Consider the following 17,451-nt stretch of genomic DNA (forward strand, 5'->3'; position numbering starts at 1 on the left):
CGGCGATCGATCCTCTTTCAAGAAGATTTCCGAAGAAGGCCGGGCCGGTCAAGCCCGCGCATGACAGGCACGATCATTTCAGCGAGGCTCCCCTGTTTTTCGCTCTTTCCAAGACCCTCGGCGTCGCGCTGCTGCCGATCAATCTCCTGGCCGAGCTCGGAATCCTGTCTGTCGTGCTGATGGCGACGCGCTTTGCCGCGCTCGGCCGCAAGCTCGCCGTGACGACGCTGGTTCTGCTGGCGCTCGCGGCGTTCTCGCCGCTGGGCAATCTCCTGATCTATCCGCTGGAGTCGCGCTTTGCGCCCTGGGATCCGTCGCGCGGTGCGCCCGACGGCATCATCGTGCTCGGCGGCTCCGTCGACACCGATCTGTCGGCGGCGCATCGGACGTCAGTCGTCGCGCACGCGGCCGATCGTCTATTTGCGCCAGCCGAGCTTGCCCGCCGCTATCCCAATGCGCGCATCGTCTTCACCGGGGGCACGTCGAACCTGGTCTCGACCAACGCGAGGGAAGCAGATTATTCCGCGCCGGTCCTGGAGAATGCCGGCATCGCGAAGGAACGCCTGATCCTCGAGCGGGACTCCCGCAACACCTGGGAGAATGCCATCTTCACGAAGCAATTGGTCGCACCGAAGCCGGGCGAGCGCTGGCTTCTGGTGACGTCGGCCTTTCACATGCCGCGCTCGATGGGAATCTTCCGCAAGGCCGGATTTGACGTCGAAGCCTATCCAGTGGACTGGCGGATGGGCGGGCGTGACGATCTCTTCTCCTTCACCAAAATAGGTGCGGACGGCCTTGGCCGAACCGACGTCGCCGTGCGCGAGTGGATCGGCCTCGTCGCCTACCGCCTGATGGGCAGGACTGGCGAGTTGCTTCCGGGGCCCGTCAAGGACTAGAACGAGAGCCGCAAAACAAGAACAGACGGCGCGCGATCGCCGGCTCGGAGGACGCCATGCAACAGCAGAGTGCGGACAGGATCGATCTTGCCGGCCTCGTCGCCGATCTCAACAGCCTGCTGCGGCTGAAGACGACGGTGATCGGCATGAAACTGTTCGCGCGTGCCGCGGACATGGAGGCGATCGCAAAAATCCGGCGGCCGAACGCGATCCACACCACCGATCAGATCGTCAGCATGGCCGCGCGTCTGGGATGGACCGTCGGCATCACGGCCGACGATCTCGTGGGTGCGCAATGCCGCGCGGTGATCGGTCTTGCGCCGCAGGATGAAAAATGGCTCGCCGGCGAAAATTATGTCGGCGTGTGGCACGGCACAGCGGAAGATGCGCGCAAGCGTCAGGAAGCGCTGGACGTGGTGCCGTTCGGGCAGTATCAGGCGCTCGCCGTCAGTCCGCTGGCGAGCGGCCGGCTCGATCCGCCCGACATCTGCCTCGTCTATGCGACGCCCGCGCAGATGATCATCCTGATCAACGGGCTGCAATATACCGGCTACAGGAAGTTCGAATGGGGCGTGGTCGGGGAGACCGCTTGCGCGGATTCCTGGGGGCGGGCGCTCAAGTCCGGCGAGCCCAGCCTGTCCTTGCCATGCTATGCCGAACGGCGCTATGGCGGCGTGCCGGACGAGGAGATGCTGATGGCCTTGAAGCCCTCGCATCTTGCGAAGGCGATTGAGGGCATGAAGGCGCTGGCGAAGAACGGCCTGCGCTATCCGATCCCGCCCTATGGCATTCAAAGCGACGTCCGCGCCGGCATGGGCGTGAGCTACGCGAAAAAGTAAAGGCCGATCATGAGCTCTGCGAAATTCGACATCGTGGTCTACGGCGCGACCGGTTTCACCGGCCAGCTCGTCGCCGAATATCTGGCGGCGCACTATAGGGACGACAAGGCGCTGAAATGGGCGATGGCGGGCCGCAGCCTCGACAAGCTGAAGTCGGTGCGCGAGGCGATCGGCGCGCCCGCGGATACGCCGCTGATCGTGGCGGATGCGGCCGATCCTGCATCGCTGAAGGCGATGGTGGCGCAGACCAAGTCGGTGATCACGACGGTCGGTCCGTACCAATTCTATGGCGAGGGCTTGCTCGCGGCCTGCGTCGCTGCGGGTGCGGATTATTTCGATCTCTGCGGCGAGCCGGTCTGGATGCGGCAGATGATCGACAAGTACGATGCGGCGGCCAAGGCCAGCGGCGCGCGCATCGTGTTTTCCTGCGGCTATGATTCCGTGCCATTCGAGCTTGGCACCTTCTTTGTGCAGGAAGAGGCCAGACGCGTGTTCGGCGCGCCGGCCGCGCGCGTGAAGGGCCGCGTGCGCGACATGCGCGGCACGCTGTCAGGCGGCACCGCGGCGAGCGCGAAGGCGACCTTCGATGCCGTCGCCAAGGATCTCAGCCTCGTCGCCATTCTCAACGACCATTTTGCGCTGACGCCGGGCTTCACCGGTCCGAAGCAGCCGAAGGGCAACAGGGCGGTCTATGAGGAGGATCTGCAATCCTGGGCCGCGCCGTTCATGATGGCGCTGATCAACACCCGCAACGTCCATCGTTCCAACATGCTGATGGGCTTTCCTTACGGCAAGGACTTCGTCTACGACGAGATGGTTCTGACCGGTCCCGGCGAGAAGGGCGAGGCCAACGCCAAGCGCGTGATGGCTGCCAATGCCGAGAAGACCGGGCCGAACGCGCCGAAGCCGGGTGAGGGGCCGTCGAAGGAGGAGCGCGAGAAGGGCCTGTTCAATCTGCTCTACGTCGCCATCGCCCCCGACGGCCGCCAGGTGCGCGCCGGCGTCACCGGCGACCGCGATCCCGGTTATGGCTCGACCTCGAAGATGATCTCCGAATGCGCGATCTGTCTGCTTCGCGATGCGGCCGACGTTCCGGCCGGCTTCTGGACCCCGGGCGCAGCGATGCAGCACAAGCTGATCAAGCGGCTGGTCGAGAACGCGGGGCTGAGGTTCGGGGTGGAAGCCTAGGCGCAGTATCGTAGGGTGGGCAAAGCGGAGCGTGCCCACCACCTACGAAGCGATATTGCGGAGAGATGGTGGGCACGGCGCTTTGCGCCTTTGCCCACCCTACGGCAGCTGACATTTTAGGTAGAGAGTTAAGCGCGACGTGCGCGCCCAAATGACGGTGTCATCGTCCGGCTTGACCGGACGATCCAGTATTCCAGAGAAGGCATTGATTGAATCGAGAGGCCGCGGCGTACTGGATGCCCCGCCTGCGCGGGGCATGACAGCGTCCGCCGTCACACCGCCCGCGCGTCATACGCATACATGAAGTCCATGCCCTTGGCGCCCAGCGGCAGGAGCCATTTCAGCATCTGATTTCTGACCCACGCACCAGTCGCGCTGAACTCGCGCTTGCTGTTGCCGTTGCGGCGGGCCATGGCGACGATCTTTTCGGTGCGCGGGCGGCGCTCGGCCTCGAACGCCTGGAAGGTGGCGCCGAGCTCCTGGCCTTCCTGCATCAGCCGCGCGAGCCGCATCGCGTCCTCGAGCGCGAGCGAGGCGCCCTGGCCGGCATGGGGGCTGGTCGCATGCGCGGCATCGCCGATCAAGAGCGAGCGCTTGCGCGACCAGGTCGGCAAGGTCGCGACGTCGAGCGTGTCGGTGACGACGATGTTCTCGGCCGCTTCGATGATGTCGGGAATCGGATCGTGCCAGCCGCGGTGGAAGCCGCGCAGATGCTGCTTCAGCGTCGCTGGGTCGAGCGCGCGGAACATCGCGGCGTCCATGCCGTGCGCCGGCTGCGTGCTCCACCACATCACGCCGTCGTTCGGATCGGGGCTGCAATAGCCGTAGCCGAAGAAGCCGCTTTGTCCGAACGTGGTCTCGACGTGACGGCCGATCGGCCTGCCGTCGAGCACGGCGTGCGGGACGAAGCCGCCGAAGCCGATCAGTCCGGTGTTGAACGGCTGCGGCCCGTCCGGCACCACCTGGCGGCGCGCCACCGAGTGCACCCCGTCGGCGCCGATCAGGAAGTCGCCTTCGGCCGTGGTGCCGTCGGCGAAGTAGGCGATGATCGGCTGGTCGCCGCGGTCATCGATCTTGATCAGGCGCTTCTCGAAATAGAGCGAGACGCAGGCACACCAGGCCTTGTCGATCAGGATCTCGTTCAGCGTGGCGCGACAGACGTTCACGGCCGGTTGGCCGAAGCGCCGCTCCATCTCGCGGTTGATCGAGCCGAGCCGTTCTCCGCCTTGCGAATAGAAATCGAAGGCCTCCGCGACCGAGCCGCGGCTGATCAGTTCGTTCGCGAGCCCGATCTCGTCCATGACGTGCATGCCGTTCGGTGCGATCTGAAGGCCGCCGCCGATGCCTTTCGAATAGGGCCAAGCCTCATAGATCGCGGATTCGATGCCGGCGCGGCGCAGCAGGATGGCGGCCACGGGCCCGGCGATGCCGGCGCCGATGATCAGGGCCTTGCGGGGACGGCTGGACATGGCTTGCTCCCGAGGTTTCCGTGGTGCTAGGAGAAATCACGGCTGCTAAATCGCTTAGCTGCTAAGATATATATCGAGTAAGAGAAGAGGCCGACCTTGTCAAGGACGAAGGCGCGCACGGCGTTGTTGCAGGAGCTCGAGGCGGCGATGCGCAGGTCGTCCGCGCAGGGCGTGCTCTATGGTCAGACCGTTGCGAACGTTGCCGGAATTGCCAATTCCGACCTGGAATGCATGGACATCCTCTATCTCGAAGGCCGCGTCACCGCGGGCCGGCTCGCCGAGGTCACGGGCCTCACGACGGGCGCGATCACGGGTGTGGTCGACCGGCTCGAAAAGGCAGGGCTGGTGCGCCGCGAGCGGGACGAGACCGATCGCCGGAAAGTTTTCATCGCGGTCGTGCCGGACGCGGCGATGAAGATCGGTCAGTTCTACGTGCCGATGCAGCAGGCGATGGAGAAGGTGTTCGGCGGCTATTCCGACGAGGAATTGCGCTTGCTGCTACGCTTCGCCAATGATGGCTACAAGGGCGTGCTCGCAGCCACAGAGGCGCTCAAGAGCCTGCTCGACACGCCGCCGGAAAAGCGGCCCGCTCTCAAGCTGAAGAAGCTTCGTCGCTAGCCGTCTTGTAGACCTGCGCGGCCGCGATCATGCCCCACATCGCGCCCAGCATCATCCAGAAGTGCCGCCAGTGGTCGGTGTCGATCACAAAACTCTCGCCGACGGTGCCGACGAAGGCGGAAAAGATCGCGAGATAGGCGCGCTGCCAGGGCACGCGGACGAAGACGTGGCGGAAGCCCATGATGAGGGTGGTGAAGACCAGCGCGGGATAGCACACGCCGGAGAGCCAGCCGCCGGACATGAAGGCGTTGAGGTAGGAGTTGTGGGTGTCCTCGGGGAAGTAGCGGTGGAATTGCAGGGGGCCGATGCCGAACGGCAGGTCGAGCGCCATCTCCGCACCGAGGATGTGGCGGCCGAACCGGCCGAAGCGGCCCTCGTCATAGCTCTGGTCGAAGCTCGCGCGCTGCTTGAACATCTCGGCAGTGGAGTCGAATGACAGCAGTGCTGCGATCAGCGCCAGCCCCAGCACTGCGGCGACGATCGCCATGATGATGATGCGCGAGCGCTGTGCGTTGGTGCGGCTGGTCAGCACCATCAGCGCCAGCATGAAGGCGGAGGTCAGCACCAGCCCGCCCCAGGCGGCACGGGAGAACGCGAGCAGGATCGCCAGCGACATGATGCCGAAGGCGATGACGTTGCGGAACGCCTTGCCGAGCTTGTCCGAGACCACGCTCTGGAGCGCAAACAGAGCCGGCAGGATCAGGAAGGCGCCGAGCACGTTCGGGTCTTTGAACGTGCCGCGTGCGCGTCCGTAGAGTGTCAGGAGGTCGTTGCCGCCGGGAACCAGATGGAAGTAGCCGGCGACCGCCAATAGCGAGGCGACCATGGCGCCGACCACGAGCCCGCGGCGGAGCATGTCGAGCCGGGCCGCCGTATCCTCCGAGGTGACCATCGCGAAGAACACCACGGTCACCGCCATGTACCAGGAGGTCGCGATCCAGCTCACCACCTCGGACTGCTCGAACAGCGGGATCGCGCTGATCGTGTAACCGACATTGAGCAGGACCAGCAGCGCGACCAGCGGCATCAGCGCGAGCCTCAGCCGCAGGCCGGTGGCGAAGAAGGCGACGGTCGCGAGCAGCGTCGCGATCTCGTAGGGGCTCGGCTCGATGAACACGATCGCGCCGGACGCGCCGACCAGCCACACCAGCGCGCGCTGCAGCGCCAGCACGCCGGGCGCAGCCGGTGCGGCTACGTTCACTTCACCGGCTGTCGCCGCATAGGCCATCACACGCTCATACGCTTACGCTACTGGTACGCCACAAACACCGCTGTCATCGCCCGGCTTGACCGGGCGATCCAGTACTCCGCGGCGCCTATTGCGAAAACGGTTGGCGCTGCGGAGTACTGGATGCCCCGCCTTCGCGGGGCATGACAGGAAACTCAACTCAATACGCGTTCTCGTTCTTGGTCAGCAGCGAGATCGGCGTCTTCAGGAGAATGTAGAGGTCGAACAACACCGACCAGTTCTCGATGTAGTAGAGGTCGAACTCGACGCGCTTTTGGATCTTCTCTTCATTGTCGATCTCGCCGCGCCAGCCGTTGATCTGGGCCCAGCCGGTGATGCCGGGCTTGACCCGGTGGCGGGCGAAATAGCCGTCGACGGCTTCGTCGAACAGCCGGCTCTGGAGCTTGCCCTGCACCGCATGCGGACGCGGGCCGACCAGCGAGAGATTGCCGGAGAACACCACGTTGAAGAGCTGCGGCAGCTCGTCGAGGCTGGTCTTGCGGATGAAGCGGCCGACGCGGGTGACGCGTGGATCGTTCTTGGTCACGACCTTCGAGGCGGTCGGATCGGCCTGATGGTGGTACATCGAGCGGAACTTGTAGACGTCGATCCGCTCGTTGTTGAAGCCGAAACGCTTCTGGCGGAACAGCACCGGGCCGGAGCTGTCGAGCTTCACCGCCAGCGCCACCAATCCCATCACCGGCAGGGCGGCGAGCAGCGCGAGGCTGCCGACGATGCGGTCGAACAGCCACTTCATCACCAGATCCCAGTCGGTGATCGGCGCCTCGAACACGTCCAGCGTCGGCACCTCGCCGAGATACGAATAGGAGCGGGGACGGAAGCGCAGCTTGTTGGTGTGCGCGGAGAGGCGAATGTCGACCGGCAGCACCCAGAGCTTCTTCAGCATCTCCAGGATGCGCGTCTCCGCCGAGATTGGCAGTGCGAACAGCACGAGGTCGACGCGGGTGCGGCGGGCGAACTCGACGATGTCGTCGACCTTGCCGAGCTTGCGCGCGCCGGCGCAGCTGTCGAGCGCGCGGCTATCGTTGCGGTCGTCGAATACGCCGAGCACGTGGATGTCGGAATCCTCCTGCGCCTTCAGCGCCTCGACGAGCTGCTCGCCGTTGCTGTCGGAGCCGACGATAATGGTCCGGCGGTCGAGCCGACCCTCGCGCGCCCAGGCGCGCACCAGCGAGCGCAGGACGAGACGCTCGGCCATCAGGGCGGCGAGCCCGAGGAAGTAAAAGGCGGCAAGCCACAGCCGCGACACTTCGCTGCCGAACTTGGCGAAGAACGAGATGCCGATGAACAGCAGGAAGACGACCGACCAGGACGAGATCATCCGGGTCAGCTGCCGAAGCTGCCCGCGGAACAACTGCACCTGATAGATGTCGGCGGCCTGAAAGCAAACCACGGCGGCGACCGCCACCGCAATGATCTCCGCAGGATAGACCCAGCTGAAGGCACCGGCGAGCAGCATGACATAGCCGACATAGAGCGCAATGCCGACGAGGCTGAGCAGCGCGAAGTCAGCCAGGCGGACGAAGCCGGCGATCACGATCGGCGAATAGGCGCGGGCGACCTTCTGATTGACGACCTCGAGCGCAGCGGGCGAGAGCCGGCGGCGGCGCTCCACAAAGGGTTGGGCAGCGGGCGTCGCCGCGGCGCTGGCCGCGGCATCGAGCATCGAGCGTGCGTTGAGCGGTTCCACGGGCGTCCACGTCCATTCCAAAGCCCCGCGGCACGGCCTTGCGCGCCGGGGCGAGCATCCCCTGGGCCTTCGATTATCGAACAAATCGGAAGATTTTCTAAAGCGGGCTTAAGGATGGTTAATGATTGGCAAATGCGTCGCGATAGGCGGCGAGCACGCCGTCGACCATCGCGGCTTGCGAGAAATGCGCCGAGATGCGCGCGCGCAAGGCGGCCGCGCGCTGCGCCGTTGCTTGCGGATCGTCGAGGGCGGCCGCGATCGCTTCGGCCATGGCCTCGGAATTGCTCGGTGCGAACAGGGCCGGACTCTCCGCCCCGAAGATCTCGGGAATGCCGCCGATGCGGGACGCGATCATGGGAATGCCGGCCGCGCCCGCTTCGATCACGACATAGGGCATGGAATCGCCGCGCGAGGGGACGACCAGCAGCCGCCCCTTGGAGAAGCCGTAGCGCGCCTTGACATGGCCGATGAAGCGGATCGCGCTGGAGAGGCCGAGCCTCTCGACCTGATGCTTCAGCGCCGCGGTTTCCTCGCCATCGCCGCCGAGCGTCAGCGTGACCTTCTTGCCGCCCTCATGCAGGCGCGCCACGGCATCGACCAGCAGATCCGCGCCCTTGATGTGCCTGAACTCGCCGACATAGGCGAGGTCGGTGGCATCGTCGGCGATCACGACGGGCTCGAACTCTTCCGGCGTGACACCGTTGAAGACGCAATGGACCACACCCTTGGGCGTGCCGACGATGCGTTGATAGGTGTCGCGGGCAAACGCGCTCTCGAACAGAAACAGGTCGGTCGCGTCCATCAGCGTGCGTTCGAGTCGCGCGTAGAACTCGCCCTTGAAGGTGTTGAGGGGATAATGCAGCGAGCCGCCGTGCGGGGTGTAGATGCGGATGGTATCGTCCGAGCGCCGCCGCATGCGGATGAAGGCGCCGGCCTTGGCGCCGTGGCCGTGCATGACGTCAGGCTTGAGCGTCGCGATCAGGCGCCGCATGCGAAGCCACACCAGAACATCGCCAGGTGACGGTTCGCGGTGGATCGCGAGCCGGTGCACGCCGAGCTTCAGCCGCGGCGCGAGCTCGGCAAGCGCCTTGTCGGCGCGCTCGCCGCCGGTGAGGCTGTCGGCGAGGATGCCGACATGATGGCCGCGATCGACCTGGCCATTGGCGACGTCGAGGATATGGCGGAAGATGCCGCCAACGGGTGCGCGCACGGCGTGCAGGATGCGAAGCGGCCGGTCGGGAGAGGGGGGCATGATCAAAACCAGCGCTCGACGGCGGCTTCCGAACAATTCTCGCGAAATAATCGAGATGGATTAAGGGGCCTCGTGGTTAACAAACGGTGACGAGCGCGCGTGCGCCGGTCGCCGGACGTCGCGATTAACCCAGCGGCAACCTTAATGGAGTGTAATCGCTCCGGTTGAGATAGAGTCGCAGCGTTGCCCTGCGGGAGTGTTCGATGCGTTTAGCGTTCTGGCGTGCCGGCAAGGACAAGGCTGTGATCGAGCGGGCTGTCTCGAAGTCCAAAGCCGAAGCCGCGCCCAAGATCGAAGCCAAGATCGAAGCAGGGCCTGCACCCGTTGTCGTGAAGCAGGCGCCAGTCGAATCCGGCGACATCGACCTGCATGCGCTCGGCGCGGCATTGGCGCGCAAGCGCGGCTGGATCGTCGTGCCGACGGTGCTGGTGCTCGTCGCATCCATCGCCGCCGTCAACCTCGTCACGCCGCGCTACAAGTCCGAATCGCGGATCCTGATCGACGGCCGCGAGAACGTGTTCCTGCGCCCGAACAGCGATCGCACCGAGGAGCGGCAGGCGCTCGACGCCGAAGCCGTCACCAGCCAGGTGCAGCTCGTGCTGTCGCGCGATCTCGCGCGCGAGATCATCAAGAAGAACAAGCTCGCGGAGCGGCCTGAATTCGATCCGGTGCTGCAGGGCATCTCGCCGCTGAAATCGCTGGCGGCACTGGTCGGCATCGGCCGCGATCCGTTCTCGATGACGCCGGAAGAGCGCGTGCTGGATGCCTATTACGAGCGCCTCCAGGCTTACGCCGTCGACAAGTCGCGCGTGATCGTGGTCGAATTCCAGTCCGCCGATCCCGAGCTCGCCGCGCGTGTCGCCAACTCTATTGCCGACGGCTATCTCGTGCTCCAGCAGGGTGTGCGGCAGGAGCAGGCCAAGAATGCCAGCCAGTGGCTCGCGGGCGAGATCGAGACTTTGCGCAAGAAGGTCTCCGACGCCGAGGCCAGGGTGGAGGATTTTCGTTCCAAGTCGAGCCTTTTCGTCGGCACCAACAACACCACGCTGTCGAACCAGCAGATGGGCGAGATCAATACTCAGCTCAACAACGCGCGCTCGATCAAGGCCGACGCAGAATCCAAGGCGCGCCTGATCCGCGAAATGCTCCAGAGCGGAAAGCCGATCGAGGCATCGGAGGTGGTGAACTCCGAATTGATGCGGCGGCTGTCGGAGCAGCGGGTGACGCTGCGTGCGCAGCTTGCCGAGCAGTCGTCCACGCTGCTCGGCAATCACCCGCGGATCAAGGAGTTGAAGGCGCAGCTTGGCGATCTCGACAACCAGATCCGCGACGAAGCGGGCAAGATTTCGCGTTCGCTCGAAAACGACGCTCGAATCGCCAGCGGTCGGGTCGACGGGCTGACGACGAGTCTCGAGCAGCTCAAGAAGCAGGCTGCATCCACCAACGGCCAGGATGTGCAGCTCCGCGCGCTGGAGCGCGAAGCCAAGGCGCAGCGCGACCTGCTGGAAACCTATCTCGCCAAGTACCGCGAGGCCAACACTCGCGAGACGATCGATACCGCGCCGACGGATGGCCGCATCATTTCGCGCGGCATCGTCTCGAACACGCCGGCCTATCCGAAGAAGCTGCCGATCGTGCTGATCGCGACGATCGCGACGCTGCTGCTGTCGTCCGGTGTCGTCGTCACCGGCGAGCTGTTGCGCCAGACCGCGCCGCGCGCGGTAGCTGCGGTCCTCCCGTCGCGGGCTACGCCGCGTCATGAGCCGGTGGTCGAGCCGATGGTCGATCCGGTCGTCGACGAGCCCGGGCCGCTTCAACCAGCGATGACGGCTGAGGCCGACATCACCGAACTCGCCGAGATCGAGCAGCTGGCCGAGCGCCTGCGCGCAGCGGGCGCGGCGGCGAAGAAGATCACGGTGCTGGGCACCGCGGCCGGCACATCGATCACGCTCTCGGCGCTGACGCTCGCCCGGCATCTCGCGCGTGACGCACGTGTCGTCGTGGTCGATCTCGCCGCGTCCTCGCCGACCATTGCCGCGGTGGCTGTCGATGCCTCTGCGCCTGGCCTTGCCGAGCTGATGCAGGGCGAAGCGTCTTTCGCGCAAATCATCACCCGGGACAAGCTGTCGCGGCTGCATCTGGTCCTGGCCGGCCGCCCCGGCTTCGATCGCAGCTTGCTGCAGTCGCCGCGGGTGACGCTCGCGATCGATGCGCTGCTCCGCGCTTACGACCACGTGCTGCTGGATGCCGGCAGCGCCTCCGACCTGCCGGCGGAATTGCTGACGACCCATGCCCGCGCCGTCGTGGTGCCTGAGGCGTCGATGGCGCCGGATGCGCGCACGCTGATGTGCGAGCAGCTGAGCGCCGTCGGCTTCAGCGACGTGACGATGCTGAGCAAGCCGGTGCAGCCGACGGATGCGATGCAGGCGCCGTGCGTCGTGGCGGCATAGGCTTTTCTTTCTCTCTCCGCGCGCTCAGAATCGTAGGGTGGGCAAAGGCGCGCTTGCGCCGTGCCCACCGTCGATCCAATACCGCAACAGAGGTGGTGGGCTCGCTTCGCTTTGCCCACCCTACAATACTTTCCGTTGCGGGAGCAGGGCAGCTCGCAAGCGGAGAATTGCTACCCGAACGCCTGCCGCAGCCGTCGCGCCAAGTCGAACAGCATCTGGTTCTGCTTCACCAGTCGCTTGCCGCGGCTCAGTGAGGACATCGCCATCGCCGCGAGCTTGCCGCGTGAGGTCAGCGGGACAAAGCTGTCGAAAATGTCTTCGTCGTCCTTGCAGAACATCCGTTTGTAGTCATCCGAGCCGATGCCGAGGTCGAGCGAGCAATAGCCGCGCTCGGCGCAGGCATCGATGATGTAGCGCATCAGGATCAGGCCCGGGCTGTAGCGGGCGTGCTCGGACATCGTGTAGGTGTTGAACATCATCGAGAGGCGCTGGCCGTCGGCGACGCCGGCGAAGATCGCGATCACGACCTCGTCGCATTCAAGCGCGTGGATGTCGATCACGCGTCCGTCTCCGCGCCGGGCAAGGCAGGCGTTGCGGATGAACTGTTCGACCCCCGGTTCGGCGAAGACGTTCGGCAGTTTCTGCTCCGCCATCCGCGCCGGCTTGACGCGGAAGAACCAGTCGAGCAGGCGCACGATGTCCGCATCCTCGGTCGCAAGGTGGTAGCGGTAGCCGGCGAGGGCCTGGAGCTTCTTCTCCTTGCTCTTGAGACGGCGGCGGAAGGAATTGCTGATCCGCGATGCGGGCGGGCCGGCCGGCTCCATCGCCAGCAACGGGCAGCCGTTGACCGAGCTCTGCTGCGGCAGCAGCGCAAACGGGTTCTGTTGATCGTGCCAGCGCTTGGGTTGCTGCGTTAGCGAGAGGACGTCGACATGCTCGCGCAGCGGCGCAAGCAGCGCATCGAGATCCGCGAGGACGACCTGTGCCGCGAATTCGGCGCTCCACAGGCCCATGTTGAAGGTGGTATGCTTGCCGCCCATGAAGCAGGCCGTGCGCACGCCGTGGCTTTGGCGCAGCGACAACGGCAGCAGCAGGAGCGGCCGTTGCTCGGCGTCGCGGGCGATCACAATGAAGGGGCGGGCGCCCTCGCATTCGCCGACCAGCTGCTGCCAGGGAGCGAGCAGGTCAAAGCGCTGATAGGGCGTGAAGAAGTGGCCGCTCTCCTCGAAGGCGCGCCAGGCCGCCTCGGCCTCGCCGAGATCGGTGACGATGTCGACCTGGGCGATGCGGCTCGTTTTCGACCGCGCTGGCGCTTCTGCCGTCCGGCTTTGCATCGCCGCAGCCATGGTCATTCGCGAAACCTGTCGAGAAATCAAAAATATACGTATTTCGGCCCGTGGCCGACCTTTGCAAAGAAGTGTCAACAAAGGGTAATGATAATAGGCGGGGGGAACAGGCGCCGGAGGGAGGTGTAGACCTTGGCATCCGACGATAGATGGCCGGCGCGTCTGCGGCTTGAGCTGGCCTGGTTCAGCGGTCAGGCTGCGCTGCGCAGCCGTGGTGCCGGCGCCATCCTGCGCTTCGCGCATGTGCGGCCGCGGCGGCGCGGCCGATTTCAGCCGCTGGGCCAGCACGAGATCACGCCGCAGTTCCTCGATCGCGCCATTCGCGCGCTGAAGCAGTGGAAGTACGATTTCCTTGGCATGGACGAGGTCTGCCGCCGCGCGGTGACGCTGCCGGAGAAACGGCGCTTCGTGGCACTGACCTTCGATGGCGCTACTAAGGATCTCATCAACTTCGCTTATCCGGTGCTGGCGCGCCACGCCGTGCCCTTCACGATCTATGTGCCGACTGCGTTCCCCGATGGCGTCGGCGAAGCCTGGTGGCTCGCGCTCGAACGGATGATCGCGCGCGAGAGCCGCATCAGCCTGATCATGGACAACCAGGAGCAGCGCTTCACCGTCACTGACAATGCCGAGAAGCAGGCGGTGTTTTCGTATCTCGAGGGCTGGCTGCGTTCGCTGCCGCCGGCGGATCTGTCGGCGGCGATCGCCGATCTCTGCACGCGCTACCGAATAGACCTCGCCGCGCTCTCGCGCGAAGCGTCGATGGATTGGGAAGACCTGACCAAGCTCGCCGCCGATCCGCTCGTCACGATCGGCAGCGCGACCGTAAACTATCCCGTTCTCGCCAACATGAAGGATGCGGCCGCGCTCCGCGAGATGACGATGGGCAAGGCGGTCGCGGAAGCGGCCTTCCGCCGCGAGATCAGGCATCTCGCCTTTCCGTTCGGCGATCGATCTTCGTTTCGGCGCAGCCACGTCGTGATGGCGGAGGAGGCCGGCTTTGCCAGCGCCGTGTCGACGATCCCTGGTATCGTAGATGCGGAGGGACGCACCAATTTGCGCGCGCTGCCGCGGATCTCCTGGGACGGCCGGGTCCAATCGCTGCGCAGGATGCGCGTGCTGATGTCAGGCGTTGCCTTTGCGCCGGTGAAACCGACGGGAAGCGCCACGAGATAGGCGCTACGAACTGGATTTGGCGCGATCGGGACGCTGCATCCAGCTCACGATCGGCATCGCCGGCAGCACCCAACCCATGCCAACCACCACGTAGTAGATCGCCTGCCGCCAGCCGGACTCGGCGATCCATGGCATCTGCGCCAGCGCCATGCCGAGCAGAGCCCAGACCGTGGCCAGCACCAGGAGCAGGATGGCGCCGAGGAACTTGCGGGTGCGGATCGTCATGGCGGGAGCTTGCTGCTTTCGCGTAACTTGCGCTGCGGGAGCGGGGGACTATAAGGAGCGCGCAGTCCGGTTCAAGCCTGGTTTTTGCCCTCAATGACGACGATTTCCGCCCCGTCCCAACCGCATCGCGCCGTGCGCGTGTGGCTGATCGCCGTGGCCGCGCTGATCGCGCTGATGGTGCTCGTCGGCGGCGCGACGCGGTTGACGGAATCCGGCCTCTCGATCGTCGAATGGAAGCCTGTTACGGGCAGCGTGCCGCCGCTCACCGAGACGCAGTGGACCGAGGCGTTCGAGGCCTACAAGAGGATCCCGCAATATCGCGAGCTCAATGCGGGCATGAGCCTGTCCGAGTTCAAGGAGATCTTCTGGTGGGAATGGAGCCACCGGTTGCTCGGGCGTTTCATTGGCGTTGCCTATCTGCTGCCGTTCCTGTTCTTCCTGTGGCGCGGCGGCCTGCCGGGTGAACTGAAGCGGCGGCTCTGGCTGCTGTTCGCGCTCGGCGGCCTCCAGGGCGCGGTCGGCTGGTGGATGGTAGCCTCGGGCCTGTCGGAACGCATCGAGGTGTCGCAATATCGGCTGGCGACCCATTTGATGCTCGGGCTTCTGATCTTTGCCGGCATCGTCTGGACGGTGCGGCGGCTCAAGGAGCGGCCGCAGATCGCCGTGCCGCCGCGGTTGAGGTTCACGAGCGCGCTGCTCCTCGTTGTGACCTTCGTGCAGATCTATTTCGGCGCGCTGGTCGCGGGTCTGCGGGCCGGGCGTGCCTACAACACCTGGCCGCAGATCGACGGTGCGTTCATTCCCTCGGCGGATCGGCTGTGGTTCGAGACGCCGTGGTGGCGCAACCTGTTCGACAATGTGCTGACGGTGCAGTTCGAGCACCGCATGACGGCCTATGCGCTGTTCGTGCTGGCGGCGCTGCACGCGATCGACGCGGTGCGGTCGCGCGCAGGTGCGGCGGCAAGCGGCGCGCTGTGGTTGTTTGCTGCGGTGAGCCTGCAGGCGGTGCTCGGCATCCTGACGCTGCTCAACCAGGTTCCGATCGGACTGGCGCTCGCGCATCAGGCGGTCGCAATCGTCGTGTTGACACTCGCGGTAATGCAGGTGGAGCGTCTGGCTTCGCGGCAGCTGACTGAGGCGCGGCCGCGCGGTGTTCCGCTGGGTCAGGCCAGCTGATCAACAATAGCCGTAGACTCCGCACGCGTAAGGCAGGCGCCAGAAATAGTCGACCTGCTTCCCGCCGTAATACGAGCCCTGATAATCGTAATCCCAGGGGCGACCGTAATAGCCGGGCAATGTGTGCGAGCCGGGCAGGAGCGGGGTGCCCGGCAGGTTGCGGATGTAGCTGCCGATGCCATAGGCCGGCGAGATCAGCGCGTCCGGATCGGTCTCGACATAGACTCTTGGTGCTTCCTGCGGCGGAACAGCGGCGCGCCGCTTCGGCGTGGCCGGCAGATCGGCAGCAACGGCGGCCGAAACGGTCAGCATCGCGGCAAGGGCAGGCACCATCCAGCGCAGCATCGTCGGCTCCGAATCAAAGGGGGCGATCCAAAGACGATGTATGCGGCAGGTGTGGTTAATGACTGTTAACTAGGCCCGTCATTCCGGGGCGGCTTTGCACTCCGCCTCGGAATCACAAGAACTAAGCGCCCAGCGCCTGCTCCAGATCCGCGATCAGATCTTCCTTGTCCTCGATGCCGATCGAGAGCCGCACCACGTCGGGGCCGGCGCCGGACTTGACCTTGGCGGCGTCGTCGAGCTGGCTGTGCGTGGTCGAGGCCGGGTGGATCACCAGCGAGCGGGTGTCGCCGACGTTGGCCAGATGCGAAAACAGCTGCAATTTCGACACCAGGCTGACGCCGGCGTCATAGCCGCCCTTCAGGCTGAAGGTGAACACGGCGCCTGCGCCCCTCGGCGCGTATTTGCGCGCGAGCTGATTGTACTTGTCGCTCGGAAGCCCGGCATAGCTGACCGACGCCACCGCCGGATGGCCGGCGAGGAATTCGGCGACCGCCTTGGCGTTGTCGCAGTGCTTCTGCATGCGCAGCGGCAGCGTCTCGATGCCGGTCAGGATCATGAAGGCGTTGAACGGGGAGAGCGCTGGCCCGAGGTCGCGCAAGCCCAGCACGCGGCAGGCGATCGCGAAGGCGAAATTGCCAAAGGTCTCCTGGAGGCGGATGCCGTGATATTCCGGCCGTGGCTCCGACAGCATCGGATATTTGCCGCCTATGGACCAGTCGAACGTGCCGGCGTCGACGATGATGCCGCCGAGCGAATTGCCATGGCCGCCCAAGAATTTCGTCAGCGAGTGCACGACGATGTCCGCGCCGTGATCGATCGGGCGGATCAGATAGGGCGAGGCCAGCGTGTTGTCGACGATCAGCGGCACGCCGGCCTTGCGCGCCACCGTCGAGATCGCCTCGATGTCGGTGATGCTGCCGGCCGGATTGGCGATGGACTCGATGAAGATCGCCTTCGTGCGCGGCGTCACCGCGCGCTCGAAGCTTCCGATGTCATCGGGATCGGCCCACACCACGTTCCAGCCAAAGCTCTTGAACGCATGCGTGAACTGGTTGATCGAGCCGCCATAGAGCTTTCGCGCGGCGATGAATTCATCGCCGGGCTGGAGCAATTGCTGCAGCACCACGACCTGTGCGGCATGGCCCGAGGCCACCGCGAGCGCGGCCGTGCCGCCTTCGAGCGCGGCGACACGCTCCTCCAGCACCGCGTTGGTGGGATTGCCGATGCGGGTATAGATGTTGCCGAACGCCTGCAAACCGAACAGCGAGGCGGCGTGGTCGGCATCGTTGAACACGAAAGATGTCGTTTGATAAATCGGAGTTGCGCGCGCACCGGTGGTGGGGTCGGGCTGTGCACCGGCATGCACGGCGAGCGTGGAAAATCCCGGAAGGCGATCGCTCATTGAGGGCGTCCTGTTCTCTTGGTCTGAAATCGCGCGGCATGCTGATCGGCGCGGCGTCCGCCGTCAAGCTGCGGCTTCACATCGGAACGATCGTGCTACGCATTGTCGCGATCGCGAAATGAATCCTACG

The 17,451-nt window shown here is 65.2% G+C and carries 15 protein-coding genes; 7 read left to right on the forward strand and 8 right to left on the reverse strand.

What is annotated here, in order from left to right; genetic code table 11:
- Positions 1-128: 128 nt before the first annotated feature.
- The 3 genes from ACR9YP_RS23180 to ACR9YP_RS23190 are packed head-to-tail and all read left to right on the forward strand — an operon-like array spanning position 129 to position 2,923.
- On the forward strand, positions 129-896 hold the full coding sequence (locus ACR9YP_RS23180; RefSeq protein WP_438110735.1) for a YdcF family protein: 768 nt from the start codon (positions 129-131) through the stop codon (positions 894-896).
- A 56-nt stretch (positions 897-952) separates the two neighbouring features.
- Positions 953-1,735 carry a DUF169 domain-containing protein gene (locus ACR9YP_RS23185; RefSeq protein ID WP_474217157.1) on the forward strand — a complete coding sequence of 261 codons (783 nt, stop codon included), beginning with the start codon at positions 953-955 and terminating at the stop codon, positions 1,733-1,735.
- Positions 1,736-1,744: 9 nt separating this feature from the next.
- Positions 1,745-2,923 carry a saccharopine dehydrogenase family protein gene (locus tag ACR9YP_RS23190; protein ID WP_474217158.1) on the forward strand — a complete coding sequence of 393 codons (1,179 nt, stop codon included), beginning with the start codon at positions 1,745-1,747 and terminating at the stop codon, positions 2,921-2,923.
- 272 nt (positions 2,924-3,195) lie between these two features.
- On the opposite strand, the gene ACR9YP_RS23195 is transcribed toward ACR9YP_RS23190, so the two are convergent.
- Complete coding sequence (locus tag ACR9YP_RS23195) at positions 3,196-4,392, reverse strand: FAD-dependent monooxygenase (RefSeq protein WP_474217160.1); 1,197 nt, start codon at positions 4,390-4,392, stop codon at positions 3,196-3,198.
- A 147-nt stretch (positions 4,393-4,539) separates the two neighbouring features.
- Here ACR9YP_RS23195 and ACR9YP_RS23200 point away from each other — a divergent pair, with 147 nt between their 5' ends.
- Entirely contained in the window at positions 4,540-5,010 is a 471-nt protein-coding gene (locus ACR9YP_RS23200; protein WP_164935052.1) for a MarR family transcriptional regulator, read from the forward strand.
- Here ACR9YP_RS23200 and ACR9YP_RS23205 read toward each other — a convergent pair.
- The 3 genes from ACR9YP_RS23205 to ACR9YP_RS23215 form a co-directional block, all read right to left on the reverse strand.
- Positions 4,985-6,238 carry an O-antigen ligase family protein gene (locus ACR9YP_RS23205; protein WP_474217161.1) on the reverse strand — a complete coding sequence of 418 codons (1,254 nt, stop codon included), beginning with the start codon at positions 6,236-6,238 and terminating at the stop codon, positions 4,985-4,987. The two genes, ACR9YP_RS23200 and ACR9YP_RS23205, sit on opposite strands and share 26 nt — an antisense overlap.
- A gap of 160 nt (positions 6,239-6,398) precedes the next feature.
- Positions 6,399-7,949 carry an undecaprenyl-phosphate glucose phosphotransferase gene (locus ACR9YP_RS23210; RefSeq protein ID WP_474217162.1) on the reverse strand — a complete coding sequence of 517 codons (1,551 nt, stop codon included), beginning with the start codon at positions 7,947-7,949 and terminating at the stop codon, positions 6,399-6,401.
- 118 nt (positions 7,950-8,067) lie between these two features.
- A complete protein-coding gene (locus ACR9YP_RS23215) occupies positions 8,068-9,201 on the reverse strand; it encodes a glycosyltransferase family 4 protein (protein ID WP_438107970.1) in 1,134 nt (377 codons plus the stop codon).
- A 203-nt stretch (positions 9,202-9,404) separates the two neighbouring features.
- Between ACR9YP_RS23215 and ACR9YP_RS23220 the strand changes: the two genes are divergently transcribed.
- Positions 9,405-11,651 carry a GumC family protein gene (locus ACR9YP_RS23220; protein ID WP_474217163.1) on the forward strand — a complete coding sequence of 749 codons (2,247 nt, stop codon included), beginning with the start codon at positions 9,405-9,407 and terminating at the stop codon, positions 11,649-11,651.
- A 170-nt stretch (positions 11,652-11,821) separates the two neighbouring features.
- On the opposite strand, the gene ACR9YP_RS23225 is transcribed toward ACR9YP_RS23220, so the two are convergent.
- Positions 11,822-13,003: a GNAT family N-acetyltransferase gene (locus ACR9YP_RS23225; RefSeq protein WP_474217164.1), complete on the reverse strand. Its 1,182-nt coding sequence runs from the start codon at positions 13,001-13,003 to the stop codon at positions 11,822-11,824.
- A 126-nt stretch (positions 13,004-13,129) separates the two neighbouring features.
- Here ACR9YP_RS23225 and ACR9YP_RS23230 point away from each other — a divergent pair, with 126 nt between their 5' ends.
- Entirely contained in the window at positions 13,130-14,173 is a 1,044-nt protein-coding gene (locus ACR9YP_RS23230) for a polysaccharide deacetylase family protein (RefSeq protein WP_474217165.1), read from the forward strand.
- Between the two features lie 3 nt (positions 14,174-14,176).
- On the opposite strand, the gene ACR9YP_RS23235 is transcribed toward ACR9YP_RS23230, so the two are convergent.
- Positions 14,177-14,398 (reverse strand): DUF2842 domain-containing protein, encoded by a 222-nt coding sequence (locus tag ACR9YP_RS23235; protein ID WP_027529931.1) that lies wholly within the window; start codon positions 14,396-14,398, stop codon positions 14,177-14,179.
- Positions 14,399-14,491: 93 nt separating this feature from the next.
- Here ACR9YP_RS23235 and ACR9YP_RS23240 point away from each other — a divergent pair, with 93 nt between their 5' ends.
- Positions 14,492-15,574, forward strand: coding sequence for a COX15/CtaA family protein (locus ACR9YP_RS23240; protein ID WP_474217166.1), 1,083 nt, complete (start codon positions 14,492-14,494; stop codon positions 15,572-15,574).
- On the opposite strand, the gene ACR9YP_RS23245 is transcribed toward ACR9YP_RS23240, so the two are convergent.
- Together ACR9YP_RS23245 and ACR9YP_RS23250 are read right to left on the reverse strand one after the other, a co-directional pair.
- Positions 15,575-15,919: a hypothetical protein gene (locus ACR9YP_RS23245; protein WP_474217168.1), complete on the reverse strand. Its 345-nt coding sequence runs from the start codon at positions 15,917-15,919 to the stop codon at positions 15,575-15,577.
- A gap of 121 nt (positions 15,920-16,040) precedes the next feature.
- Positions 16,041-17,321 (reverse strand): O-acetylhomoserine aminocarboxypropyltransferase, encoded by a 1,281-nt coding sequence (locus ACR9YP_RS23250; protein WP_474217169.1) that lies wholly within the window; start codon positions 17,319-17,321, stop codon positions 16,041-16,043.
- Positions 17,322-17,451: the final 130 nt, after the last annotated feature.

Source organism: Bradyrhizobium sp. BR14999, assembly GCF_056106085.1.

Bases quoted from the DNA above. Each gene is read 5' to 3' on its own strand.
- ACR9YP_RS23185 (WP_474217157.1), top strand. From the start codon at position 953: ATGCAACAGCAGAGTGCGGACAGGATCGATCTTGCCGGCCTCGTCGCC.
- ACR9YP_RS23190 (WP_474217158.1), top strand. From the start codon at position 1,745: ATGAGCTCTGCGAAATTCGACATCGTGGTCTACGGCGCGACCGGTTTC.
- ACR9YP_RS23195 (WP_474217160.1), bottom strand. From the start codon at position 4,392: ATGTCCAGCCGTCCCCGCAAGGCCCTGATCATCGGCGCCGGCATCGCC.
- ACR9YP_RS23200 (WP_164935052.1), top strand. From the start codon at position 4,540: ATGCGCAGGTCGTCCGCGCAGGGCGTGCTCTATGGTCAGACCGTTGCG.
- ACR9YP_RS23205 (WP_474217161.1), bottom strand. From the start codon at position 6,238: ATGGCCTATGCGGCGACAGCCGGTGAAGTGAACGTAGCCGCACCGGCT.
- ACR9YP_RS23215 (WP_438107970.1), bottom strand. From the start codon at position 9,201: ATGCCCCCCTCTCCCGACCGGCCGCTTCGCATCCTGCACGCCGTGCGC.
- ACR9YP_RS23220 (WP_474217163.1), top strand. From the start codon at position 9,405: ATGCGTTTAGCGTTCTGGCGTGCCGGCAAGGACAAGGCTGTGATCGAG.
- ACR9YP_RS23225 (WP_474217164.1), bottom strand. From the start codon at position 13,003: ATGACCATGGCTGCGGCGATGCAAAGCCGGACGGCAGAAGCGCCAGCG.
- ACR9YP_RS23235 (WP_027529931.1), bottom strand. From the start codon at position 14,398: ATGACGATCCGCACCCGCAAGTTCCTCGGCGCCATCCTGCTCCTGGTG.
- ACR9YP_RS23240 (WP_474217166.1), top strand. From the start codon at position 14,492: ATGACGACGATTTCCGCCCCGTCCCAACCGCATCGCGCCGTGCGCGTG.
- ACR9YP_RS23245 (WP_474217168.1), bottom strand. From the start codon at position 15,919: ATGCTGCGCTGGATGGTGCCTGCCCTTGCCGCGATGCTGACCGTTTCG.
- ACR9YP_RS23250 (WP_474217169.1), bottom strand. From the start codon at position 17,321: ATGAGCGATCGCCTTCCGGGATTTTCCACGCTCGCCGTGCATGCCGGT.